Source organism: Streptomyces sp. NPDC007896 (assembly GCF_042959425.1).
Taxonomy (GTDB): domain Bacteria; phylum Actinomycetota; class Actinomycetes; order Streptomycetales; family Streptomycetaceae; genus Streptomyces.
Genome location: NZ_JBIBKX010000025.1, coordinates 26,762 through 49,019 on the forward strand (window position 1 = coordinate 26,762; position 22,258 = coordinate 49,019).

A 22,258-nucleotide genomic window follows, 5' to 3' on the forward strand; every position below is an offset into this window, starting at 1 on the left:
CCTTCGGTTGAGACTTTTCCGCGATATCGGCAGGCTCATGGGACGAAACCTTCAAAACGGCGAGCGACTCAGGCCGGTCGATCTGGCGCGCGGGCACGGTCTGTCCACGCAGGCGATCAGGAACTACGAGGAGGCCGGCATCCTTCCGGCCGCCGGTCGCACGCCCCACGGCTACCGCACCTACACCCAGCTGCACGCGGGGGCCCTGCGCGCGTTTCTTGCCCTGGTGCCCGGCCACGGCCACCAGACGGCGGCGTCGATCATGCGGGCGGTGAACCAGGGCGCGGCTGAGGAGGCGCTCCGCCTGATCGACGAGAGCCACGCCCAACTCCTCGACGACCGCCGGACCCTCCAGGCCGTCGAGAGCGCCCTGCGCGACCTGGAGCCCACGGGGTCGTCCGAGCCCGAGCCGACCGCGGTGTCTGGGACCGACGGCACGTTCATCGGGCCGCTGGCAGGGAAACTCGGGATCCGACCCGCGACGCTGCGCACATGGGAGCGCGCCGGGCTCGTGAGCCCACGCCGCGACCCGCAGACCGGCTACCGCGTCTACGACGAGGCCGACGTGCGGGATGCCCGGCTGGCCCACCAGCTCAGGCGGGGCGGCTACCTGCTGGAGCAGATCGCCCCGCTCATCGCCCAGGTGCGGGCGGCCGGCGGCCTGGAGCCGCTGGAGGCCGCCCTGCGCGACTGGCACGGTCGGCTGTCCGCCCGCGGGCGCGCGATGCTGGCCGGGGCCGCCGAGCTCGAGGCGTACCTTCAGGAGCTCGGACCAACTAGGGTCTGACCTGCGCCTTCATGGCTGTCCGTCCTGAAGGGTACGAGGTGGGCACGGCGTCGCACCGCGACGGGCCGACGCGGATGTGCGACGGCCGGCGTCGTGGATTCGGCTCGCTTTGTTCAAGTCGCTTTGCGGTTCGAGCCGGGATGCCTTCACGGACGAGCAGGCGGCCGTTCCTCGGTATGCGGGAGGCGCGGCTCGGGGCGATTCAACCGAGACACACCAGGAGCAGGCAGATCTGCGAGGGTGAAGTCGTTGCCGGCGCGGGGCTCGTCTGCGATGTTCCCGAGGCCGTGTCATCGGAGCCGGCTGGCGCGGACGTCTCGTTCGCCGCCGTAGTGGTGCGGTCGGGCACCGTTCCAACGGAGGACGGGGAGGCGGTCCGAGGCTGCGGGGCCGCCGACGTCGCCGTCGGATGAGGAGAGGCAGCATCGAACGGCCGAGCGCTCGGCGGCGCGACGTGGGACGGGGCAGCGGCGGACTCCCGGCGCGGAAGGTCGGTCGTGAGCGACTGCGCGGGGGGAGTGTGCGAAGACAGGCGAGTTTCAGGGTGTGTCGACGACGGGCGGGGCTGCTCAGCCGCCTGTTCGTCCGCGGTGCCCATGGTCGTGATCTCCGGCGCTGAGGCCGCCTGTGCTCGGCCGGCGGAGTTCCGGTCCATCGAGACGACGGTCAGGCCACCTCCGACGAGTGCGACGGCAGTCGCGACCACGGCCCGGCGCTGGTTCTTCTTCCAGCGGGCCAGCTGGCGACGCCGCGCCGCCCGCCCTTGCGGTGCGGGCGTCGCGCCCTCGAAGTCGCCGTACGCGTCGGTCTGCGCAGCCTCCTCCAGGTCGGCCCCGACCGCTGCCTCGTCACGAAGACGGCCGTCGTGCCACGTGTCCGAGGCCGTGTACTCCCACGGCACCGACGCGCTCACCGCTGTGCCCGTCGTCGCCATGCCGGCCCAGGCCGGGACGACGTCACCGTCGGCGGTGGCCGGTGCGATGTCCGGAGCGTAGGCACCACACCCGGGACACACCAGGGCGCCATTGAGATGCCGGCGACACGAGGAGCAGTAGTCCATTTGCGGTCTTCCTGAGTTGACTTGCCGTCGCCCCGTCGGGCCTGGTCACGTTCGCACGTGGGATCGAGCAGCCAGCAACGCTAACGAGGCTTTCGAAAGCCTGTGTGCAGTCCGTGTGGCGCTGTTGTGCGGATTCTCCGGGCCCCTCGCATGTGTGCCGTACGTGTCCGGGTGCCGGAGCCCGTCCTCACGGCTGTGCCGAGGTGACGTCATAGCGCCAGAACGGTTGTACAAGCAGTGCGCCGACGCTGACGACGATCACGCAGAGCAGCGAGCTGCCCGTCCACGCGACGCCGAGACCGGTGGCGGAGGCCATGGCGCCGGCGCGCAGGTCTCCGAGGCGGGGACCGCCGGCGACGACGACGGTGAAGACGCCTTGCAGACGGCCGCGCATGGCATCGGGTGCGTAGGTCTGCAGAATCGTCTCGCGGTAGACCGCGCTGACGAGGTCCGCCGCTCCGGCCGCGGCCAGTAGGGCCGCGGCGGCGAGGAGGTGGTGGACGGTGCCCGCGAGGGCGATGGCCGCCGCCCAGGCGGTGACGGCGATGGCCAGCGCCCGGCCTTGGCGGCGCACGCGTCCGATCCATCCGCTGAACAGCCCCGCCGCGACCGACCCGATGGCGATGGCCGAGTACAGCAGCCCCACTCCTCCGCCGAAACGCACCTGCGCCGCTTCCGGGAACAGGGCGGTGGGCATGGCCAGCGTCATCGCCGCGATGTCGACCGCGAAGGACATCCACAGAACGGGGGCGGCAGCGATGAACCGCAGCCCGTCGAAGACCGAGCGCAGCCCACCGGTCCGGGGCCCCGACCCGGTCGGCATGATCGGGGGCAGATGAACGGCCGAGTACAGCAGCAGAGAGAACAGGACGGCGTCGGCGCCGTATGCCCAGCAGTAGCCGTTCGGCAGCGAGATCAGGATGCCCGCTACAAGCGGCCCGGCGACCTGCCCGACATTGCCTGCGGTGAAGTACAGCGTGTTCGCGGCGGGTACCAGAGGCGTGGGAACGATGCGGGGAATGATCGCGCCCCGGGCGGCGGACGACACGGCGAAGGCGCTGGCCTGGACGGCGACGAGGGCGAGGATGAGGGGGACCGAGCGCAGATCGGCGACTGCCTGAAGCAGCAGGGCGAGTGTGGTCACCCAGGTGAGGCATGCCGAGGCCAGGTACAGCAGACGGCGGTCGAACCGGTCGGCGATGGCGCCGCCGTACAGGCCGAAGACCACGAGCGGCACGAGACCGGCCAGTCCCGTCAGCCCCACGGACAGCGACGACTGCGACAGTGCGTATACCTGCACCGGGATGGTGACGCCGGTGACCATGGTCCCGACGTATGCCGCGCTCTGCCCGATCAACAGGCGCCGGAAGACGGGGTGGGCCAGTGGGCGGGTGTCGAGGGCGACGCCGCGCAGACCGGAGGCCAGCCGGGCCCTGAGCGTCGGCGGGGCGGCGGGAGGAAGATCACGCGGGGTGTGAGACGTCGTGGGCATGACCATCACGCTCGCAGGACCGCACGGTGCGCCGCTTCCGTTAATCTGCCGTCATATGTCGGAAAACAGTCAGGCGGAGAAGGCGGCGGCGGAACCCAAGGACAGCACCCATGCCCACCTCGCGGGTGAGGTCATCGGCCGCCACCAGCATGGCTATCACCAGCTTCTCTACGTCAGCGCCGGCGTGCTGGCGGTGCGGACGGGTGAGGCGTCCTGGGTGGCGTCCAGCGCGCGTGCCATGTGGATTCCCGCGGGCACCTGGCATCAGCACCGGGTACACGGGCACAGCTCTGTGCACACGCTCGGCTTCGCCGCCCACGACATGCTGCTGAGGTCGCGGACGCCGGTCGTCGTGGCCGTCGACGCCCTGGTGCGCGAGTTGATCATCGCGTGCAGTGAACCGTCCCTGTCCGAGCAGGAGGCACGGCGTCTGCGTGCCGTGCTGCGGGACCGGCTGCGGCGGGCCCTCGTCGAGCCGTTGACGCTGCCCACCCCCACCAACTCCCTGCTGCGGCAGGCGTGTTCGCTGGTGACCGAGGATCTGCGGCAGCCGCGGACCGCCGCCTGGCTCGCACGGCGCATCGGCGTGAGCGAGCGCACCCTGGCCCGGCTGTTCAGAACCGAGTTCGGCATGACGTATCCGCAATGGAGGACCAACGTCCGGGTCTTCCACGCCATGGTGCTGCTGGCGGAGGGAGCGAGCGTCAGCGAAACGGGACGACAGTGCGGATGGGCCACGACCAGTGCGTTCATCGACACATTCGGCCGCACCATGGGCCAGACACCGGGAACCTATCGCATCGGACCCGGTGGGTAGATCCACGAGCCGCCTGCATGGGCGAGCGACCTGAGCGCCCCCGGAGGATCCGCCCGGACACCCGGGCCTGATCCAACAGACGGGCCCCAGGTCGCACAGCTCTTCATCCGGCAGCCGAGGCTTCGAGCACGGCCGACGGGTTCCTGGATGTCAGGGTTCCTGGATGTCAGAGCGACGTCATGACGTGCTTGATCCGGGTGTAGTCCTCGAAGCCGTACGCGGAGAGGTCCTTGCCGTAGCCGGACTTCTTGAACCCGCCGTGCGGCATCTCGGCGACGAGGGCCATGTGGGTGTTGATCCACACACAGCCGAAGTCGAGGTTCTTCGACATCCGCATCGCCCGCGCGTGGTCCTTGGTCCACACCGAGGAGGCCAGCGCGTAGTCGACGCCGTTGGCGTAGCGCACGGCCTGGGCCTCGTCGGTGAAGGACTGGACGGTCATGACCGGGCCGAAGACCTCGTTCTGGATGATCTCGTCGTCCTGCTCGAGCCCGGAGACCACGGTCGGGGCGTAGAAGTAGCCCCGCTCGCCGACCCGGTGGCCGCCCGCCTCGATCCTGGCGTGCTCGGGGAGGCGCTCGATGAAGCCGCTGACCTGGGCGAGCTGGCCCGCGTTGTTCAGCGGTCCGTAGAGCACGTCCTCGTCGTCCGGCAGCCCGGTCCTGGTGTCGGCCGCGGCCTTGGCGAGGGCGGCGACGAACTCGTCGTGAACCGACTCGTGGACCAGGACGCGGGTCGCGGCCGTGCAGTCCTGACCGGCGTTGAAGAAGCCGCCGACCACCAGGTCCTCGACCGCCTTCGCCAGGTCGGCGTCCTCGAAGATCACCGCCGGGGCCTTGCCGCCGAGCTCCAGGTGGACCCGCTTCACGTCCTTGGCCGCGCTCTGGGCGACCTGGATGCCGGCGCGCACCGAACCGGTGATCGAGGCCATCGCGGGGGTCGGGTGCTCCACCATCAGGCGGCCGGTCTCACGGTCGCCGCAGACCACGTTGAAGATTCCGCCGGGCAGTGCCAGCTCCTCCAGGACACCGCCGATGATCTCGGCGATCAGCACCGTGGAGGCCGGGGTGGTGTCCGAGGGCTTGAGGACCACCGCGTTGCCCGCCGCGAGCGCCGGGGCGAACTTCCACACCGCCATCAGCAGGGGGTAGTTCCACGGCGCGACCTGCGCGCACACACCGACCGGCTCGCGGCGGATGATGGAGGTCATTCCCTCCATGTACTCGCCGGCCGAGCGGCCCTCCAGCATGCGGGCCGCGCCCGCGAAGAAGCGGACCTGGTCGATGGCGGGGGCGAGTTCCTCGCTGCGGGTGAGGTGGAGCGGCTTGCCGGTGTCCCGGCTCTCCGCGGCGACCAGTTCGTCGGTCCGTGCCTCCATCGCGTCGGCGATCTTCAGCAGCGCGCGCTGCCGCACGGACGGTGTGGTGTCGCGCCAGACGGGGAACGCCGCGGCCGCGGCCGCCATCGCCGCGTCGACGTCTGCCGCCCCGGAGAGCGGGGAGGTCGCGTAGACGTCACCAGTGGTGGGGTCCACCACATCGAGCGTGCGGCCGTCCGAGGCGTCCGCGAACGCACCGTCGATGTAATTGCGGAAGGTGGTGCTCATGGAACGTCTCTCCTGGTCAGGCGGCGGTACGGGCGGACAGGTGCTCGTGGACGGCGACCCAGCCGCCGTTGTCGGCGCGGGTGAAGACGATGGTCTCCCGTTCGTGGACCGTCTCCTCGCCCGCATGGGTGGCGACCTGGGTTTCGACGTCGTGACTGAAAACGGCGGTGTCGCCGAAGTGCTGGATCAGCTGGGCGGACGAGGTGCAGCCGAGGATGCGGAAGCCGTCCTCTTCCACCCACTGCTGCCAGAGCGCGCGGTACTCGGCCGTGGAGCCGAGCCGCTGCGGGGTGGTGTGGAAGATGAAGGTCGCGTCGGGGGTGAAGGCGCCGAAGTAGTCGTCGAGGCGGCCCTCGGCGAAGGCGGCGACAAGCGCGTCCGCGGCGGTCCGGACTTCCTGGACGGTGGTGGTGCTCATGCACGGCTCCTGGTCACGGGCGTTCGGCGGCGGGGCCGGAACGGCGGGGCGGTCGGTTACGAGGGGGTGACGGCGGGGCCTCAGTGGGCCACGGCGGGTTCGGGGACGGTCTCCTCGGTACCGCCGGTGATCGGCGGCACCGGGGCGTCCGACGCCCGGACGAAGCGGGGTCCGGCCGGTCCGTACACGGCGCGCGGCTCGGGGAACAGCGTGAGCAGGGCGAGGTAGAGCACGACCGCGAGGGCGAGGCCGACCGGCAGCGAGATGTCCGTACCGCCCGCGAGGTTGCCCAGCGGGCCGACGAACTGGCCGGGCAGGTTGGTGAAGAGGAGCGCCACGACGGCGGAGACGAGCCAGGTGGACATGCCGCGCCAGTTCCAGCCGTGCGTGAACCAGTAGCGGCCACCGCGCCGGCGGCGGTTGAAGACCTGCAGTGCCTCCGCGTCGTACCAGCCGCGCCGGGTGACATAGCCGAGCGTCATGACGATCATCCACGGTGCCGTGCAGGTGATGATCAGCGTGGCGAAGGTGGAGATGGACTGCGCGAGGTTGAGCGCGAAGCGGCCGGCGAAGATGAACGCGATGGACAGGGCGCCGATGAAGAAGGTGGCCTGGACGCGGCTGAAGCGCGTGAAGACGCTGGAGAAGTCGAGCCCCGTGCCGTACAGGGACGTCGTGCCGGTCGAGAGGCCGCCGATCAGGGCGATCAGGCAGAGCGGCAGGAAGTACCAGCCGGGCGAGATCGCGAGCAGTCCGCCCACGTAGTTCGGGGCGGCCGGGTCGACGTACTTCGCGGCCTTGGACGCGATGATCGACGCGGTGGCCAGGCCGAAGAGGAACGGCAGCAGGGTGGCGATCTGCGCGAGGAACGCCGCCCCCATCACCCGGCGGCGCGGCGTCCCGGCCGGGATGTACCGGGACCAGTCACCCAGGAAAGCGCCGAAGGAGACCGGGTTGGAGAGCACGATCAGCGCGGCGCCGATGAACGACGGCCAGAACAGCGGGTCGGTGGTGGAGGCGAAGGTTCCCGCGTAACCGGGGTCGAAGTCGCCCGCGAAGGCGAAGGCACCGAGCACGAAGAGGGCCGATGCCGCCAGCACCGCGATCTTGTTGACCAGCAGCATGAACCGGAAACCGTAGATGCAGACGACGAGTACGAGCCCGGCGAAGATCGCGTACGCGATGCCGTAGGTGACGTCCGACTCGGGGACGTGGACGAGCCGGTGCGCGCCGCCGACGAGCGCGTCCCCCGAGGACCACACCGAGATCGAGAAGAACGCGACGGCGGTGAGCAGGGAGAGGAACGAGCCGACGATCCGGCCGTGCACGCCCAGGTGCGCGGAGGAGGAGACGGCGTTGTTCGTGCCGTTGGCAGGGCCGAACAACGCCATCGGGGCCAGCAGCAGCGCACCCGCCACGAGGCCGAGGACGGTCGCCGCGAGCCCCTGCCAGAAGGAGAGCCCGAAGAGGATCGGGAAGGCGCCCAGCACACAGGTCGCGAAGGTGTTGGCACCCCCGAAAGCGAGCCGGAACAGGTCGATCGGGCGGGCCGTGCGGTCCGAGTCCGGGATCCGCTCGACACCGTAGGTCTCGATTTCGGTGATCGAGCTTGTCACGGGCGCTCCACCTTCCGTTCATACAAGGGGGACGGTTTCACAGTCTGGGGCCCGCAGCTGACCAGCGACAATTGTGTCCATCACAGAGCCGTACGCTGTTTTATGTGGCCAGCAACAAACTCACCGTCGGAGACCTGCTCTCCTTCCCGGCACTCCAGCTCTCCGTGAAGGCCGGCAGCGGCGGTCTGAACCGGTCCGTGTCCTGGGCGCACGCCAGCGAACTCGCCGATCCGACGCCCTGGCTCCTGGGCGCCGAGGTGATCATGACGGCGGGCCTGGCGATCCCCCGTACCGCGGCCGGACAGCGCGCCTATCTGGAGCGGCTGGACGACGCCGGGGTATCCGCTCTGGCGCTCTCCGCGCAGTTGCACATGCCCCCGCTGCACGACGCGTTCTTCCAGGCGGCGGAGGAGCGGGGCTTCCCGGTCCTCGAAGTGCCGCTCGCCGTTCCGTTCATCGCTGTCGCCCAGGAGATCGCGGCCGCGGCCCAGGAGGACGCCCGGCACCGGCTGGGCGCGCAGCTCCAGGTCTTCGGCGCGCTGCGCTGGCTGGTCGCCGAGAACCTCGACACGCCGACACTTCTGCGCCGCCTCGAAGGCCTGTCGGGTTACGACGTCTACCTCTGCACACCGCAGGGCCGACCCCTCCTGCCCGGCGTTCCCGTACCGGATCCCGCCGTCCTGCCCGCTTCCGTCGACGCCCCACCGACGATCCCCGGCGGATTCGTCCTCCCGGTGCCCGCGCCCGGGGGCCCGGCGGGCTTTCTCGTCGCATACGAGCGTCAGGGCGCCCAGCCCTCGGGACTCGCCGTCGTCCAGCACATCGCCACCGTGGCGGCGCTGCGGCTGGCGATGGTACGCAACGAGCGCGAGACGCTGCGCCGCGAGGGCGCGGAGACGCTGGCCGAACTGCTGCAGGAGGTGCTCGACCCGGAGGCGGCGCGCCGCCGGCTCGCCCGGCACGCGATCGAGGGCGACACCGTACTCCTCGTGGTGCGCCACACCACCGACGAGGCGCTGCTGCGCTGTCTGGAGGACCAACCCCATCTGCTGCTCACCCGAGGCGAGGACCGTTACGTCCTGGGGGCACCGGAGCTGGCAGTGGCCGTCGGTGAGCTGCCGGCCGTTGCAGCCGGGATCAGCCGCCCCTTCCTGCCGGGCGCCGCACTGAAGATCGCCCAGCGCGAGGCGCTCTGGGCGGTCTCCAAGGCCGTGGAGTCGGGCCGCCCGGTCGTCCGATACGGCGACGACTCGACGGGCCGGTGGCTGCCCGACGACCCCGCGGTCCTGACCGCGCTGGTCGAGCACGTGCTCGGCGAGGTCCTGCGCTACGACGAGGCCCATGACTCGCAGCTGCTGGTCTCCGCCCGCACCTGGATGGAGCGCGACCGCCGTACCGAGACGGCTGCGGCGGCGCTCCACATCCACCCCAACACCCTCGCCTACCGGCTGCGCCGCTTCGGCGCTCTCGCCGACCGTGATCTGACGTCGACGGGGGCCCTGGCCGAGGTCTGGCTGGCGATCCAGGCTGCGGGGGCGCTGGGCCTCACCGACTGAGCGGGCTCGTGGCAGGCCGGGAGGGACCCCCCCCAAGATCGAAGGGCCGGATCAATGTCAGAAATCCGCCACGAGCCCGCAGCGCCGACCCGCACCCAGTGGCCGGCGCACGAACCCGGCCGACGACCGCACCCTGGCCGCACCCGGCAGGCAGGTCGGTGCCGGTGACCGCCCGGCCGCTGGGCATCCCGCTCAGCGGCCTTCCGGCACAGCTGGTGACGCGCGGCTACCACCTGCTGGCGCTGCCCACGCTCGTGGCCAGGACCCGCGTCGCCACGAACTGGATGCTGCACGCGGTGGCGGGGGACGACTTCGTCCGCACCGGATTCCTGGCCGGACAGCCAAGCACGATCCGGGCGATGGAGCATACCGACGCCCATCTGACCGCTGAAGAGGTCCAGGCCGCCGCCGACTCCGAGAAGCCCGCGAGGACACGACAGGCGTCATGAGCGTCATGAGGGAGGGGGTGGCCCCGGCGGCCGGGCCTCAAGGGCCACCCGTCGCCTACCGGCCAAGCGAGAGCAGGTGCCAGTGCCAGGCGTCGAGGGCGACGAACAGGCCCGGATCGACCAGTTCGTCGCCCTCCCGTTCGTAGGTGTTCTCGGCGAGCAGTTCGGTCAGTTTGCACGACTGCCCGTGAAGGTCGGTCCAAGGCAGTGGCACCCGCCCCTGGGCGGGCCCGTCGGAGTAGTTGATCACGACGAGGTAGCGCTCCTGGTCGCCGGTCCAGGACCAGGCGAGCAGGTTGTGGTGGGTGTCGTTGTCCGGCCACCCCGTGCAGGTCAGCAGTTCCCAGTCGCCCTCGCGGACGGGGGCCGCGGCGGTCACCAGGCGGTCGTAGAAGTCGTGCAGGGACGCGTCGGCCGGTTCCTGGGGCCGGCGAGAGAGGAACACGGGCGGGCGTACGCGGCGTCCTTCGAATTGGCCCTCGTGCCAAAGGGTCGCGCCGGGCAGGGTGGCGACAGCCACGGCCGCGGCGCGTTCCCGTCCGTCGGGCAGGGCGGCGGCGGCCCGGGGTTCGTCGTGGTTCTCCAGGAAGCGGACGAGCCGGCGCTGGTAGGCGAGGCCGGCGCCGAGGTGGGTGCGGACGGAACCGGCACCCTCGCGGACCAGGCGGTCGTAGAGCCGTTTGTCGTAGCAGTGGTCGAAGCCCTGTTGCTGGAGGTCCCATTCGAGGTCCCAGTACGCCTCCGCGACGAAGAGGAGATCGGGGTGGCGCTCGCGGACCCTGCGGATGACGTACGGCCAGAAGTCCTCGGCGGGCGGGGTGCCCGTCCGGTCGCCCCAGGTCTTCGCGAACACGTCGTTCATGAGGAGCATCGCCATGTCGCAGCGCACTCCGTCCGCCTGGTCGCCGATCGCCGCCAGCGTGTCCACCGTCGCCGCCCGCAGGTCGTCGCTGAAGGCGTTCAACTGGACGACGTCCGGCCACGGCGCGAAGTACGGGTCGCGGCCGCGCGCGTACACCTGCCCGCCCGCCTCCAGGAAGGCCTCGGGTGCGTGGGCCAGGTCGTCCGGCGTGCCCCGGACCAGGCAGTCCGGGCGCTCGGTGAGCCAAGGATGGTCGGGCGCCACGTGATTGGGGACGTAGTCCAGGAGCAGGCGTACGCCCCGCGCGGCGAGTTCGGCCCGCGCCGCGGCCAGTGCCTCGCGGCCACCGAGGTTCTCGTCGACGACGTAGTTCCGTACGCAGTACGGGGACCCGGCGATGTCCGCCGGGGTGAGGTCGGGCAGGGCGTCGCGGAAGGAGGCGAGCAGGCGGTCGTCCCGTAGGGCGATCCCAAGTCCCGCCGGGCTGCGCTCCCACACGCCCATCAGCCATACGGTGTCCACACCCGGCCGTGCGACCTCGTCCCAGACCTCGCCGGGCACGTTGCCCAACGCGACCGGACGGCCGTACCGTTTGCTCAACTCGCGCAGCCAGACCAGGGTGTTGATCTCGTATATCACCGTCATGACAGCGGCTCCTCCCTCAGGGCGCCCCAGTCCCCGGCGCCGACGAGATGGAACAAGGTGGCGGTGACCGCGGCCAGGCCGGTCCAGCCGGTCTGGTGGGAGGCGCCGAGTCCTGCGCCGTTGTCGCCGTGGAAGTACTCGTAGAAGAGGATCAGGTCCTTCCAGTGCGGGTCCTTGGCGAACTTGTCCTGGGCTCCGTGCACCGGTCGGTGGCCGTCGGGTCCCTGCAGGAAGGTCGAGGTGAGCCGGTCGGAGATCTCGTGCGCGACCTCGTAGAGGTTCATCCGCCGGCCGGAGCCGGTCGGGCATTCCACGGTGAAGTCGTCGCCGTGGTAGGCGTGCAGGTTCAGCAGGGCGCGGACGAGGAGGACGTTGACCGGGAACCACACCGGGCCGCGCCAGTTGGAATTGCCCCCGAACATGCCCGAGTCCGACTCGGCGGGCAGATAGCCGACCCCGTACGGCTCGCCGTGCACCTCGAAGCTGTACGGGTGCGCGGCGTGGTACCGCGACAGCGAGCGGATGCCGTGCGGGCCGAGGAACTCGTCCTCGTCGAGCATGCGGGACAGGATGCGCCGCAGCCGGTCCTCGTCGAACAGGGCGAACAGGTGATGCCCCGCCGCGCCAGGCCCGAGGACGTGGTGGGAGGAGACAAGGGCTTCGACGGCCGGGTGCCCGCGCACGAACTCCCGTGCGCCCTGGACCAGTTCTGGGAAACGCTGATCCGTCCAGCCGCCGATCACGCTGGTCGCGGCGAGCGGGATCAGCCCGACCAGGGAGCGGACCTTCAGCCGGGTCGCGCCGCCGTCGGGCAGGCGCAGGACGTCGTAGAAGAAGCCGTCCTCCTCGTCCCACAGGCTCTGGTTGTCGTCGCCGATGTGGTTCATCGCGACCGTGATCCAGGCGAAGTGTTCGAACAGGGTCTGCGCGTGCTCGACGTAGACCCGGTTGTCGCCGGCCAGCTCGATGGCGATCTCCAGGAGGTTCTGGCAGTACAGGGCCATCCACGCGGTGCCGTCGGCCTGGTCGAGGTGGCCGCCGGTGGGCAGCGGGGCGCTGCGGTCGAAGACGCCGATGTTGTCGAGACCGAGGAAGCCGCCCTGGAAGACGTTGTTGCCGTCGACGTCCTTGCGGTTGAGCCACCAGGTGAAGTTCTTCATCAGCTTCTGGAAGGCGTTCTCCAGGAAGGTGCGGTCGCCGTGGCCCGTGCGGTGTTTCTCCAGCTCGTAGACGAAGAGCACGGCCCAGGCGTGCACCGGCGGGTTGACGTCACCGAAGTTCCATTCGTACGCCGGGATCTGGCCGTTGGGATGCAGATACAGGCGCCGCAGCAGCAGCTCCAGCTGCGATTTGGCGAAGCCGATGTCGACCATGGACAGGGAGATGGCGTGGAAGGCGAGGTCCCAGGCCGCGAACCAGGGATACTCCCAGGTGTCCGGCATCGAGATGACCTCGTCGTTGACCATGTGGTACCACGCGCTGTTGCGGATACGGGGGTCGGCGGCCAGCGGATCGACGCCGTGTTCGGCGAGCCAGCGCTCGACGTCGAGGTAGTAGTACTGCTTGCTCCACAGCATTCCGGCGAGCGCCTGCCGCACCATGCGCCTTTCGTCATCGGCCAGGCCGTCGGGGACGACGCCCTCGAAGAACACGTCGGCCTCGGTCCGTCGTGTGTCGAGCACCTGGTGGAACTCGGCCCAGGGGTCCGCGAGTTCGGTGTCGGTCAGGCGCAGCCGTACGGTGACGCTGTCGCCGGCGGGCACGGTGAGGACATGGTGGACGGCGGCCTTCGTGCCGGTCTGCTGCGGGTTGACGGCGACCGTCTCGCCGTGGACGACGTACCGGTCGATACCGTCCTTGACGTACGGGGTGGCGTTCGGACTGCCGAAGATGCGCTCGTTGTCGGTGTCGTTCTCGGTGAACAGCGTCTGCGTCTCGCCGGTGAAGTACAGCCACCGCGTGCCGAGTTCCTCGTGCACGGCGCGGATGGCGCCCGGGGTCCGCCGCAGGCCGGGCACGGCGGTGCCGCCCGCCCACGACCACGTGTGCCGGAACCACAGCGTCGGCAGCAGATGGAGAGTGGCCTCGTCGGGTCCGCGGTTGTGCGCGGTGATCTCGATCAGCAGGTCCTCGGGGCCTGCCTTGGCGTACTCGACGAACACGTCGAAGTAGCGGTCCTCGTCGAAGACGCCGGTGTCGAGGAGTTCGTACTCGGGATCGTGCCGCCGGCGGGCCCGGTTGACGGTCACGAGATCGTCGTACGGGAAGGCGCCCTGCGGGTACTTGTAGAGATACTTCATGTACGAGTGGGTGGGCGTCGAGTCGAGGTGGAAGTAGTACTCCTTGACGTCCTCCCCGTGATTGCCCTCGGCGTTGGTCAGGCCGAACATCCGCTCCTTGAGGATCGGATCCCGGCCGTTCCACAGCGCGAGCGCGAAGCACAGCCGCTGCTTGTCGTCGCTGACACCCGCGATGCCGTCCTCGCCCCAGCGGTAGGCTCGTGAGCGGGCCTGGTCGTGGGTGAAGTACGACCAGGCGTCACCGCCGGGGCTGTAGTCCTCACGGACCGTGCCCCACTGCCGCTCGCTCAGATACGGCCCCCAGCGCCGCCACGCCGCCCGCCCCGCGTCGGCCTCCGCCAGCCGCAGTCGCTCGGGGTCCGCCCCGCCGATGTTCTCCGTCATCGCACGCCCTCCCTATGCAGCACCTTCACTCAGACTCCGGCGTCTCGGACTCGGCCGCAACGACCCTGCGGGACCGCAGTTGCCGAAGCCGTCTGCGTTGCCCCTCGGACATGCCTCCCCAGACGCCGTACGGTATGTGGGGATGCGGGCCGGGGGAGAGAGGACGCAGGACCACGCTGCGGCTCCACGCCTCTGTCTCACCGTATTTACTGAGATGACTGCTCGGTGCCGGTCATCTTCGCCTGGTTCTGCGCGAGGAGGGTCTGCACCTCCTGTTCGATCTGCTTGGGGTCGACTCCGAGGGCGAGTCCGATGTGAGCCGACCAGATCTCGGAGCGGATATTGGTCTCGAAGTCCAGGTCGGCGCGGACCTTCTCGCGCATCGCCTGGCGGTTCTGGCTCACCATCACGAAGGTGGACAGAAAGATCGCCTCAAGGCTGACGATCATGGTGAGTAGTCCGAAAGGGTACGGGTCCCAAACCGCGGATTGGCCGAACAGCCCCTCGTTGCAGGCAATCCAGACGGTGAACCACGCCGCGTGGATATACACGAATTGCATTGTTCCGGCGAAGGTGGTGATCGCGTCCGCGATCCGGTCCTGGGTCCCGCGCATCCGTGCGAGAACGGCCTGTTCGTTCGGAAAATGTACGTCGAACCCATTGTTGCCAGGGGCCATGGCCACTCCTTGATCTGCTGCTCACGAGAGACGCCCGCCAGCGTACGCGCGGGCCAGGTACCCCCCTTGGGTCAATTGACTGCATACAAGGCCGAATGCGTATCCGTATGCCGTTCGTGAAGTCGATCGACCGAAGCGAGCCGGGCCGGCTGTCGTCGTAGGAGTCGTCTCGCCGGCGTATCCCGGCGTTCGGACCGCTGACATGGCCGGAGGTTACGGCGCTGGTGCCGACCTTGTGCGTGGCGGCGCCGGCGCGGTCACGCTCGCCGCCGAGGCGGCTCGCCCGCTCCCCCTGATTCCCCCGGTATCCACCACAGAAGGCCCCGTCATCGAAAAGCACACATCCGTCAAGGAAGGGATGCGCCATGTCAGACCGGACGCCGCAGAAGAACCAGGCGCCCGCCGCAATCTCGGGCGGGCCGGGCCGGCCGCCTCGCCGAGCTCTCGCAGAAGGCGCAGGAAGCGCAGCGGACCGTGTCAGCAAGTGCCGCGGAGGACCGGCAGAAGCTGTCGGCCGCGGTGGCCGACGCAAAGGACAAGGCCGCGCAGAGCGCGCTGAGGCTGCAGGCGAGTGGGCAACGGGCGAAGGCGAACGTCGCCGGAACCTGGAACCACGTGCAGACTTCCTGGCAGGAGCATGTGGACTCGGTCCGCGAGAAGCTGGAGGAACGTAAGGCGGAAGGCGGAGCGCGATGTGAAGCGTCTGCGGAACGCCGCCGACGATGCCGAGGAGTATGCCGCCGACGCCATCGACTTCGCGATCGCGGCTGTCGAGGAGGCCGAGTACGCCACGCTGGACGCGGTGCTGGCAAGGGCGGAGGCGGACGAAGCGGCCGACGCCGCGAAGTAGTCGGTTCTGACGTGGCTTCGGGTGCGAGCGGCGGAACGGCCGGGGCAGCGGGTCGTGGGACAGCGCCCACGACCCGCTGCCTGTTCACGGGGTGGCACGGCCAGGTGTCGACGAGGACGTCCACAGGGCCGTGCGAAGCCGTCGCCGTGCGGCGGCGATCGCATCGCCCTCCCGGGTGTGTGCCTTCTCCCGGGCGCGCAGGGTGTCGTTCGCGGCCAGCCACTCCGAGCGGGAGACGACCGGCGGCTGGTTCGTAGCAGTCATGCCCATACTGACCCGGCAGCCGACAGAAACTCATCAGCGGGGTCCGAGGCGGGTGGCCCAAGCGCCCGCAGCCAGTCCACGACCCGCCCGCCGCCATCGGCAAGCCGGACAACATCACACGAGCAGCCGGACCGAACAACTCGGCCGCTACGCCACTGCCCGTGGCCACGCCTTGCTCGACCGCGAGCTCCACCTGTCCAAGTCCTTGACAGGCAACCGGGAACGCTTGCCGGCGGGGCCGAGAGCCCAGCACATCACGCTGGCCATGCTCGCCCACGCGTTCCTCGCCGTGAACTCGTTCCGATGGCGGCGGCGTCGCATCACATGCGGCGTGGGCATTGTCAAGTCGTTGACCAGGCGAAATACAGAAGTCCGACGGGAGTACTAGCCTTGAAGAAGGGAGTCTTCCGCATTCGCCGACGGAAGTGATGATCATGGACATCAACGGTTCGGTAGCCCTAGTCACGGGAGCCAACCGCGGCATCGGAATGGCCTTCACGGAAGCCCTGCTCGCTCACGGCGCAGCCAAGGTTTACGCCGGTGTCCGGGACCCGAAGGCCGTCCTGGCCCTCGGGCTCACTCCGCTGCGACTGGACGTCACCGACGAGGAGCAGGTCGCCGAAGCGGCACGTGCCGCCGATGATGTCAGCATTGTCATCAACAACGCCGGGGTCACCGGTGGCCCGTCCCTCCTGGAGGGCTCATTGGACGGTGCCAGGCGCGAGATGGAGGTCAACTACTTCGGCACCTGGGCTGTCTCGCGTGCGTTCGCGCCCGTGTTGGCCGCCAATGGCGGGGGAGCGATGGTGAACATGCTGTCCGTGGCGTCGTGGGTGGCCAATCGACGGTATCCGAGCTATGCGGCCTCCAAGTCCGCTCAATGGTCGCTGACGAACGCCTTCCGGCTGGCACTGCGGGAGCAGGGCACGCTGGTGGTCGGCGTGCATGCCGGCTACGTCGACACCGACTTGGCGGCGGACGTCGACTCCCCGAAAATCCTTGCGGGCGACGTGGCCGAGGCGGCCATGACGGGGCTGCTCAATGATGAACCCGAAGTGCTGGTCGACGAGGTCACCCGCCAGGTACGCGCCGCACTCTCGGGGGGACTGGACGAGCTGTACGCCAATCGGTGAGTGCCCCAGGCCACCGTGGTCCCGGCCGTCGAGCAGGCCGGAGATGCGCGTTCGGTCATGCCCTTCTTCACGAAGCCGGTGTCGTCGAGAATCAACACGCCGCCTGCCTGGCCGAGTTGTTCGGCCACGTAGGCTTGTAGGTCGTCGCGCCGGCTGGTCCTAGGGTGATGTCCATGACCGAGTTCCGCGAGCAGGACCTCACCGGAGCACTCTTCGAGCGCGTGAGCCTCCGGGACGCCACCTTCACCCAGGTGTTCCTCAATGCCGCCCGGATGCACGCAGTTGACTTCACCGGGGCGCAGGTCCGCGGCGCCCTGTTCAATGAGAGCCGCATGCGCGGCGTCGAGTTGGTCGACGTCGAGATCAGCGGCGCGCTGAAGAACGTCGTCGTGAAGGGCGTCGACATCGCACCGCTCGTCGAAGCCGAACTCAACCGTCGCATGCCCGAACGGGCGAGGATGCGCCCCGACGACGCCGACGGATTCCGCGAGGCGTGGGTAATCCTGGAGCGGCTTTGGGAGGGCACCGTCGCGCGTGCGAGGACATTCACCGAAGCGGTGCTCCACCGCAGCATCGATGACGAGTGGTCCTTCATCCAGACCGTGCGGCACCTCAACTTCGCCGGCGCTGCCTGGGTCGGCCGGATGATCCTCGTCGACGCCGTGCCGTGGCACCAGTTGGACCTGCCGTGGGACGAGGCGCCCGGGTGGGACGGTATCCCGTGGGACCGCGAGGCACGACCCTCGCTCGACGAGGTCCTCACGGTCCGACGCGAACGCCAGGTGATGGTCCGCCACGTCATGTAGTCACCGGGATTCCCGGAGGATGCCCCGTCCTTCAGGCCGGAGAGGAATCCGGTTTCCCGCGCAGCGGGGCACGAGAAGCCGGATCGCCGCCGGGCGATCCGGCTTCTGGCCGGGGAGCGGTGAGGGCGACCTCCAGGAGGTGGAGGATCTCGGAGTTGAGGGACCGCCGGTCTGCAGCGGCGCGGGCGGTCACCTGTTCGTGCAGGTCTGCCGGGATCCGGAGTGAGAAACGAATCATGACGCTACGGTGGCCTCATGACGACGCCAAGTGAAGCTGACGGGGCCGGGCACGCCCGGTACACGTACCGGCTTCGCGTGTCGTCGAGCGCCGGTGCGGGGCTGTTGGCGGAGTGGGACCGGTGCCGGTGGGTCTGGAACGAGTGTGTCGCCAAGTCCAAGGCGGTCCACCTGCGCAACAAGGCCACGGGGGAGAAGCGGACCTGTGGCCCGGCGCAGCTCGACCGGATGCTGACCGGGGCGCGGGCGCGTACGCCGTGGCTGCGTGAGGGCAGCTCGGTTGTTCAGCAGCAGCTGATCCGGGACTTCGGCAGGTCCCGTGCGAAGGCGCACAAGGACATCCGGGAACGCCTGCCTCAGCGGCAGCGGGCTGGTATGCCGGGGTGGAAGAAGAAGCGCGAGGCGTTGCCGACGCTGAACTACACCCGGCGCGGGTTCCGGCTGAAGAACGGCCGCCTGCATCTGGCGGGTGGGATCGTGCTGAGGGTGGTGTGGTCGCGCGACCTGCCGGGCGAACCCTCCTCGATGCGCGTGTACCAGGACAACGTCGGGCACTGGTACGCATCGTTCGTGGTCCGCGCCGAGGTGCGGCCGCTGCCGGAGACCGGCCGGGTGCTCGGCGTGGACTGGGGGGTGAGGGAGACCGCGACCACCACCTCAAACGCCCATGATCTGCCGCACGCCCAGTATGGCCGTAAGGCGCGGGCTGGGCTGACGCGTTACGACCGGATGATGGCCCGGCGCCGGCCGAAGAAGGGGCAGGCCGCCTCGAAGGGCTACCGCGAGGCGAAGAAGTGGCGGGCGAAAACCTACGCGAAGATCGCCCGGCAGCGGCAGGACACCGGCCGCAAGTGGGCGAAGAAGGCCGTGACCGACCACGACGCCATCGCCGTCGAAGACTTCAGGCCGAAGTTCCTCGCCAGGTCCTCGATGGCGCGCAAGGCGGCGGACGCCGCGATCGGCGCCACGAAGAAGGCTCTGATCGAGATGGGCCGCAAGCACGGACGGGACATCCGTCTCGTGCATCCCGCGCACACCACCATGGACTGCGCATCGTGCGGAGCGAGAACCAAGCACGCACTGCCGTTGTCCGAGCGCACCTACACCTGCACCGCGTGCAAAGTCGTCTCCCCCAGAGACAAGAACTCCGCCCGCGTGATGCTCGTCCGGGCAGGTCTGAACCCGGCTGGTGTCGAGGGCGTAAGACCACCGGGAGCGCTGCTCCCAGAGGCAGCCTGAGCCAGAAATCCCCGCTCAGCCCTGAAGGGAAGGAATCCCCTTCCCTTCAGGGAGGGGAGCAGTCAATCACCGACGAGCAACTCGCCTCTGAGGTGACTCACACCGAGCCCGGCTGGCCCCGGCTGGAGAGCTTCCCCTTCAAGGAATGTCTCAGCATCGTCATCAACGAGGAATAGCACTGACAGGTCGCCCAACAGCCAACAAGCCGCGGTCTACGGCTGGAGCAGGGGGCAGCCTGACGGCGGCTGCTGCAAATCCCCGACCGGTCCCGACACACCGACCGATTCCTTTCGGAGCTGACCCGAGTCTTCATATTCGAGGGCCGGAACGTCCGACCCCCGAGGACGGAGACCATCATGCGCAAGCTCATCGCGGGGGCATTCGTCACGCTTGACGGCGTGGTCCAGGATCCGGGCGGATTCAGTGAGATCGAACGCGGCGGCTGGGCACTGGACTACTTCGACGACGCCTCGCGCCGGCGGGCCACCGACGCGCTCTTGGCGAGCGACACCTTTCTGCTGGGGCGGGCGACCTTTGAGATCATCGAGAAGGCCTGGTCGGGCAACACCGGGCCGTATGCCGAGGCGATGAACAACATTCCCAAGCTCGTCGCGACGAGGACACTGCGCGGCCCGTTGCCCTGGAACGCCATCGCCCTCACCGGTGAAGCGGCGCAGACGGTCGCGAAGCTCAAGCAGGAGCCCGGCGGCAACATCGTGATGTACGGCAGTTCCACGCTCATGCGAACTCTGCTCCAGCACAATCTGATCGACGAGCTGAACCTCGGCGTCCACCCTCTGGTCGTCGGCGAGGGAAAGCGGCTCTTCGACAGTGCGCTGCCGGGCTCGCTGCGGTTCGTGGCCGCAACGCCGAGTGCGACAGGCGTCGTCACGCTCACCTACGCCCCGTAATGTCGATCGGGATGGGAGATTTCGCAACGGACACGGAACCCTATCGGCGTGAGCTGCTGGCGCACTGCTATCGCATGCTGGGATCGGTGGACGACGCCGAGGACGTGGTCCAGGAAACCTACCTGCGTGCCTGGCGTTCGTACGAGGAGTTCCAGGGCAGGTCGTCGGTGCGTACCTGGCTCCACCGGATCGCCACCAACGCATGCCTTTCCGCGTTGTCGCACCGTAGTAGGCGTTTCCTGCCGTCGGGCCTCGGCGGACCTGCCGACGACCCCATGAACCCACCGATGGCTACGGAAGCGCAGTGGGTTCAGCCCATTCCCGACTCGATGCTCGACCCGGCAGCGATCGTCGCGGCGCGCGACAGCCTGCGGATCACGCTGATCGCCACGCTCCAGCAGTTGCCGGGCCGCCAGCGGGCGGTGTTCATCTTGCGCGACGTCCTGGCGTGGCCGGCGGCGGACGTCGCGCAGGTGATGGGCATCAGCACGGCGGCGGTCAAGAGCACGCTGCAGCGCGCGCGTGCGCGACTGGAACAGGCGCCACCTGACGTCGAGGAAGCGGTCGAGCCCGGCGAACTGAGCACCGTCCTCGCCCACTACATCGCCGCAGTCGAGGAGGCCGACGGCGCGGCGCTCGAACAGCTGCTGCGTGTCGATGCCAGGGTCGAGGCGACGCCTTGGCGCACCTGGTTCTCCGGCCGCGCCACCTGCGTTCCCTATCTCGTACAACGGGTCCTGGGCTCGCCGGGCACGTGGCGGTTGCTGCCGACCAGCGCGAACGGCCGGCCGGCGGCGGTCGGATACCGCGACGGTCAGGCCTACGGCATCCTCCTGCTCACCGTGACCCCGGCGGGCATCGCGACAATCAACGCGTTCGGGGATCCGGGACTTGTCAAACGGTTCGGCTTTCCCGCGTCTGTGTGAGCGCCAAAACCCGCTCGAGGTTGGACAGCCACGCCGCAAGATCGTGATCTACGGCTGGAGTACCAGGAGTTCACCTGGCGTCCGCGCGACAACGACGAGGCAGGCTCGGTCCTCGACGAGCCTTATGAGCGCTACCTTTTTTTAATTGGGTCACCTTCAGCGTCGGCCCGGGGGAGCGGGGCGGTGGACACCCGCTCCCAGGTGCCGTCGATCGCCCGGATGCGCAGCCCGGTGTACACGAGAACGAGCCGCTGGCAGTCACCCGTACTGCCCCATCCCAGGGTTTCCGGACATGATCGGTCACTCCGAGGAGAAGAAGTGCCATGACGGCTGACAGTCGCCGAACCCACGTCGGGAAGGGAAAGACATGCGCCTGGACCTCACGGGACGGACCGCGCTGGTGACGGGATCCACCCAAGGCATCGGAGCCGCGATCGCGGCCGGACTCGCGCGAGCCGGCGCCCGGGTCGGAGTCAACGGACGCGACCGGGACAGGGTCGAGGACGCCATCAAACACCTCAGAGCCGACGTGCCGGACGGCGACTTCCTTCCGGTCACCGCCGATGTCGCGTCCGAGGAAGGCGCCGTCGGCGCCCGGGAAGCCCTGCCGGACGTCGACATCCTCATCAACAATCTCGGCATCTTCGGCGCCGAGGACCCGCTGGAGATCACGGACGACGAATGGCGTCGCTACTTCGAAGTGAACGTGCTGGCCGCCGTCCGTCTCACCCGTACCTACCTGCCGCAGATGATCCAACGGGGGTGGGGCCGCGTCCAATACATCGCAAGTGACTCCGCAGTGGTGATCCCCGCCGAGATGATCCACTACGGCATGTCGAAGACCGCCCTGCTCGCGGTCAGCCGTGGCTTCGCCAAGCACGCCTCAGGGACCCGCGTCACCGTGAATTCCGTCATCGCCGGCCCTACCCACACCGCTGGTGTGGAGGATTTCGTGTACCAACTCGTCGACCGTGACCTTCCCTGGGACGAGGCGCAGCGAGCCTTCATGCGAGAACACCGCCCGCAGTCGCTGTTGCAGCGCCTGATCGAACCAGAGGAGATCGCCAACATGGTGGTGTACCTGAGTTCCGACCTGGCGTCCGCCACCACAGGCGGCGCACTGCGGGTCGACGGAGGGTACGTCGATTCCATCCTCCCCTAGGGCCTGTCCGGCGGATCATGCCGGAGACGCGGGGTCTGGCACGCTCTCCCCGAAGCTGTTC

General features: G+C 69.2%; 20 protein-coding genes and 1 pseudogene. 11 read left to right on the top strand and 10 right to left on the bottom strand.

The window, feature by feature from the left end:
• Positions 1 to 37 precede the first annotated feature (37 nt).
• Complete coding sequence (locus tag ACFZDJ_RS48410) at positions 38 to 787, top strand: MerR family transcriptional regulator (protein ID WP_390941430.1); 750 nt, start codon at positions 38 to 40, stop codon at positions 785 to 787.
• Positions 788 to 989: 202 nt separating this feature from the next.
• On the opposite strand, the gene ACFZDJ_RS48415 is transcribed toward ACFZDJ_RS48410, so the two are convergent.
• Both ACFZDJ_RS48415 and ACFZDJ_RS48420 read right to left on the bottom strand, forming a co-directional pair.
• Entirely contained in the window at positions 990 to 1,847 is an 858-nt protein-coding gene (locus ACFZDJ_RS48415) for a hypothetical protein (RefSeq protein ID WP_391069150.1), read from the bottom strand.
• Between the two features lie 187 nt (positions 1,848 to 2,034).
• Positions 2,035 to 3,339, bottom strand: a complete 1,305-nt coding sequence (locus ACFZDJ_RS48420) for an MFS transporter (protein WP_391069152.1) — start codon at positions 3,337 to 3,339, stop codon at positions 2,035 to 2,037.
• Positions 3,340 to 3,394: 55 nt separating this feature from the next.
• On the opposite strand from ACFZDJ_RS48420, the gene ACFZDJ_RS48425 reads away from it, so the two are divergent.
• Positions 3,395 to 4,156, top strand: a complete 762-nt coding sequence (locus ACFZDJ_RS48425; RefSeq protein WP_391069154.1) for a helix-turn-helix domain-containing protein — start codon at positions 3,395 to 3,397, stop codon at positions 4,154 to 4,156.
• A 166-nt stretch (positions 4,157 to 4,322) separates the two neighbouring features.
• Here ACFZDJ_RS48425 and ACFZDJ_RS48430 read toward each other — a convergent pair whose 3' ends face one another.
• The 3 genes from ACFZDJ_RS48430 to ACFZDJ_RS48440 all read right to left on the bottom strand — a co-directional run bounded on the left by ACFZDJ_RS48430 (position 4,323) and on the right by ACFZDJ_RS48440 (position 7,796).
• Positions 4,323 to 5,762 carry an aminobutyraldehyde dehydrogenase gene (locus ACFZDJ_RS48430; protein WP_391069157.1) on the bottom strand — a complete coding sequence of 480 codons (1,440 nt, stop codon included), beginning with the start codon at positions 5,760 to 5,762 and terminating at the stop codon, positions 4,323 to 4,325.
• A 16-nt stretch (positions 5,763 to 5,778) separates the two neighbouring features.
• Positions 5,779 to 6,180 carry a nuclear transport factor 2 family protein gene (locus ACFZDJ_RS48435; protein WP_390941438.1) on the bottom strand — a complete coding sequence of 134 codons (402 nt, stop codon included), beginning with the start codon at positions 6,178 to 6,180 and terminating at the stop codon, positions 5,779 to 5,781.
• Between the two features lie 80 nt (positions 6,181 to 6,260).
• Entirely contained in the window at positions 6,261 to 7,796 is a 1,536-nt protein-coding gene (locus tag ACFZDJ_RS48440; protein ID WP_391069160.1) for a cytosine permease, read from the bottom strand.
• A gap of 104 nt (positions 7,797 to 7,900) precedes the next feature.
• On the opposite strand from ACFZDJ_RS48440, the gene ACFZDJ_RS48445 reads away from it, so the two are divergent.
• Both ACFZDJ_RS48445 and ACFZDJ_RS48450 read left to right on the top strand, forming a co-directional pair.
• Positions 7,901 to 9,352: a PucR family transcriptional regulator ligand-binding domain-containing protein gene (locus ACFZDJ_RS48445; RefSeq protein ID WP_168504734.1), complete on the top strand. Its 1,452-nt coding sequence runs from the start codon at positions 7,901 to 7,903 to the stop codon at positions 9,350 to 9,352.
• Positions 9,353 to 9,516: 164 nt separating this feature from the next.
• On the top strand, positions 9,517 to 9,801 hold the full coding sequence (locus ACFZDJ_RS48450; protein ID WP_391069163.1) for a hypothetical protein: 285 nt from the start codon (positions 9,517 to 9,519) through the stop codon (positions 9,799 to 9,801).
• Positions 9,802 to 9,856: 55 nt separating this feature from the next.
• On the opposite strand, the gene ACFZDJ_RS48455 is transcribed toward ACFZDJ_RS48450, so the two are convergent.
• The 3 genes from ACFZDJ_RS48455 to ACFZDJ_RS48465 form a co-directional block, all read right to left on the bottom strand.
• Positions 9,857 to 11,308 carry an alpha-amylase family glycosyl hydrolase gene (locus tag ACFZDJ_RS48455; protein WP_391069166.1) on the bottom strand — a complete coding sequence of 484 codons (1,452 nt, stop codon included), beginning with the start codon at positions 11,306 to 11,308 and terminating at the stop codon, positions 9,857 to 9,859.
• Positions 11,305 to 13,992, bottom strand: a complete 2,688-nt coding sequence (locus ACFZDJ_RS48460) for a glucosidase (protein ID WP_391069169.1) — start codon at positions 13,990 to 13,992, stop codon at positions 11,305 to 11,307. The genes ACFZDJ_RS48455 and ACFZDJ_RS48460 overlap by 4 nt, the downstream gene beginning before the upstream one ends.
• A gap of 206 nt (positions 13,993 to 14,198) precedes the next feature.
• On the bottom strand, positions 14,199 to 14,669 hold the full coding sequence (locus ACFZDJ_RS48465) for a DUF1003 domain-containing protein (protein ID WP_391069172.1): 471 nt from the start codon (positions 14,667 to 14,669) through the stop codon (positions 14,199 to 14,201).
• Between the two features lie 694 nt (positions 14,670 to 15,363).
• Between ACFZDJ_RS48465 and ACFZDJ_RS48470 the strand changes: the two genes are divergently transcribed.
• Positions 15,364 to 15,519 (top strand): hypothetical protein, encoded by a 156-nt coding sequence (locus tag ACFZDJ_RS48470; protein WP_391069175.1) that lies wholly within the window; start codon positions 15,364 to 15,366, stop codon positions 15,517 to 15,519.
• 135 nt (positions 15,520 to 15,654) lie between these two features.
• Here ACFZDJ_RS48470 and ACFZDJ_RS48475 read toward each other — a convergent pair.
• Positions 15,655 to 15,783: pseudogene (locus ACFZDJ_RS48475) on the bottom strand (DUF899 family protein); the annotation flags it as partial.
• Positions 15,784 to 16,217: 434 nt separating this feature from the next.
• Between ACFZDJ_RS48475 and ACFZDJ_RS48480 the strand changes: the two are divergent.
• The gene (locus ACFZDJ_RS48480) at positions 16,218 to 16,916 is read left to right on the top strand and encodes an SDR family oxidoreductase (protein WP_391069178.1); all 699 of its coding nucleotides are present in this window, start codon (positions 16,218 to 16,220) and stop codon (positions 16,914 to 16,916) included.
• Positions 16,917 to 17,089: 173 nt separating this feature from the next.
• A complete protein-coding gene (locus tag ACFZDJ_RS48485) occupies positions 17,090 to 17,722 on the top strand; it encodes a pentapeptide repeat-containing protein (RefSeq protein ID WP_391069181.1) in 633 nt (210 codons plus the stop codon).
• Between the two features lie 31 nt (positions 17,723 to 17,753).
• Here ACFZDJ_RS48485 and ACFZDJ_RS48490 read toward each other — a convergent pair whose 3' ends face one another.
• Entirely contained in the window at positions 17,754 to 17,960 is a 207-nt protein-coding gene (locus tag ACFZDJ_RS48490) for an Arc family DNA-binding protein (protein WP_391069184.1), read from the bottom strand.
• Between the two features lie 17 nt (positions 17,961 to 17,977).
• Here ACFZDJ_RS48490 and ACFZDJ_RS48495 point away from each other — a divergent pair, with 17 nt between their 5' ends.
• The 4 genes from ACFZDJ_RS48495 (at position 17,978) to ACFZDJ_RS48510 (ending at position 22,197) form a co-directional block, all read left to right on the top strand.
• Positions 17,978 to 19,198 carry an RNA-guided endonuclease TnpB family protein gene (locus ACFZDJ_RS48495; RefSeq protein WP_391069187.1) on the top strand — a complete coding sequence of 407 codons (1,221 nt, stop codon included), beginning with the start codon at positions 17,978 to 17,980 and terminating at the stop codon, positions 19,196 to 19,198.
• 356 nt (positions 19,199 to 19,554) lie between these two features.
• Positions 19,555 to 20,109: a dihydrofolate reductase family protein gene (locus tag ACFZDJ_RS48500; RefSeq protein ID WP_391069190.1), complete on the top strand. Its 555-nt coding sequence runs from the start codon at positions 19,555 to 19,557 to the stop codon at positions 20,107 to 20,109.
• An 11-nt stretch (positions 20,110 to 20,120) separates the two neighbouring features.
• A complete protein-coding gene (locus ACFZDJ_RS48505) occupies positions 20,121 to 21,035 on the top strand; it encodes an RNA polymerase subunit sigma-70 (protein ID WP_391069193.1) in 915 nt (304 codons plus the stop codon).
• Between the two features lie 367 nt (positions 21,036 to 21,402).
• A complete protein-coding gene (locus ACFZDJ_RS48510) occupies positions 21,403 to 22,197 on the top strand; it encodes an SDR family NAD(P)-dependent oxidoreductase (RefSeq protein ID WP_384920922.1) in 795 nt (264 codons plus the stop codon).
• Positions 22,198 to 22,258 lie beyond the last annotated feature (61 nt).

Bases quoted from the DNA above. Each gene is read 5' to 3' on its own strand.
- ACFZDJ_RS48410 (WP_390941430.1), top strand. From the start codon at position 38: ATGGGACGAAACCTTCAAAACGGCGAGCGACTCAGGCCGGTCGATCTG.
- ACFZDJ_RS48415 (WP_391069150.1), bottom strand. From the start codon at position 1,847: ATGGACTACTGCTCCTCGTGTCGCCGGCATCTCAATGGCGCCCTGGTG.
- ACFZDJ_RS48420 (WP_391069152.1), bottom strand. From the start codon at position 3,339: ATGCCCACGACGTCTCACACCCCGCGTGATCTTCCTCCCGCCGCCCCG.
- ACFZDJ_RS48425 (WP_391069154.1), top strand. From the start codon at position 3,395: ATGTCGGAAAACAGTCAGGCGGAGAAGGCGGCGGCGGAACCCAAGGAC.
- ACFZDJ_RS48430 (WP_391069157.1), bottom strand. From the start codon at position 5,762: ATGAGCACCACCTTCCGCAATTACATCGACGGTGCGTTCGCGGACGCC.
- ACFZDJ_RS48435 (WP_390941438.1), bottom strand. From the start codon at position 6,180: ATGAGCACCACCACCGTCCAGGAAGTCCGGACCGCCGCGGACGCGCTT.
- ACFZDJ_RS48455 (WP_391069166.1), bottom strand. From the start codon at position 11,308: ATGACGGTGATATACGAGATCAACACCCTGGTCTGGCTGCGCGAGTTG.
- ACFZDJ_RS48460 (WP_391069169.1), bottom strand. From the start codon at position 13,992: ATGACGGAGAACATCGGCGGGGCGGACCCCGAGCGACTGCGGCTGGCG.
- ACFZDJ_RS48465 (WP_391069172.1), bottom strand. From the start codon at position 14,669: ATGGCCCCTGGCAACAATGGGTTCGACGTACATTTTCCGAACGAACAG.
- ACFZDJ_RS48480 (WP_391069178.1), top strand. From the start codon at position 16,218: ATGGACATCAACGGTTCGGTAGCCCTAGTCACGGGAGCCAACCGCGGC.
- ACFZDJ_RS48485 (WP_391069181.1), top strand. From the start codon at position 17,090: ATGACCGAGTTCCGCGAGCAGGACCTCACCGGAGCACTCTTCGAGCGC.
- ACFZDJ_RS48490 (WP_391069184.1), bottom strand. From the start codon at position 17,960: ATGATTCGTTTCTCACTCCGGATCCCGGCAGACCTGCACGAACAGGTG.
- ACFZDJ_RS48495 (WP_391069187.1), top strand. From the start codon at position 17,978: ATGACGACGCCAAGTGAAGCTGACGGGGCCGGGCACGCCCGGTACACG.
- ACFZDJ_RS48500 (WP_391069190.1), top strand. From the start codon at position 19,555: ATGCGCAAGCTCATCGCGGGGGCATTCGTCACGCTTGACGGCGTGGTC.
- ACFZDJ_RS48505 (WP_391069193.1), top strand. From the start codon at position 20,121: ATGGGAGATTTCGCAACGGACACGGAACCCTATCGGCGTGAGCTGCTG.
- ACFZDJ_RS48510 (WP_384920922.1), top strand. From the start codon at position 21,403: ATGCGCCTGGACCTCACGGGACGGACCGCGCTGGTGACGGGATCCACC.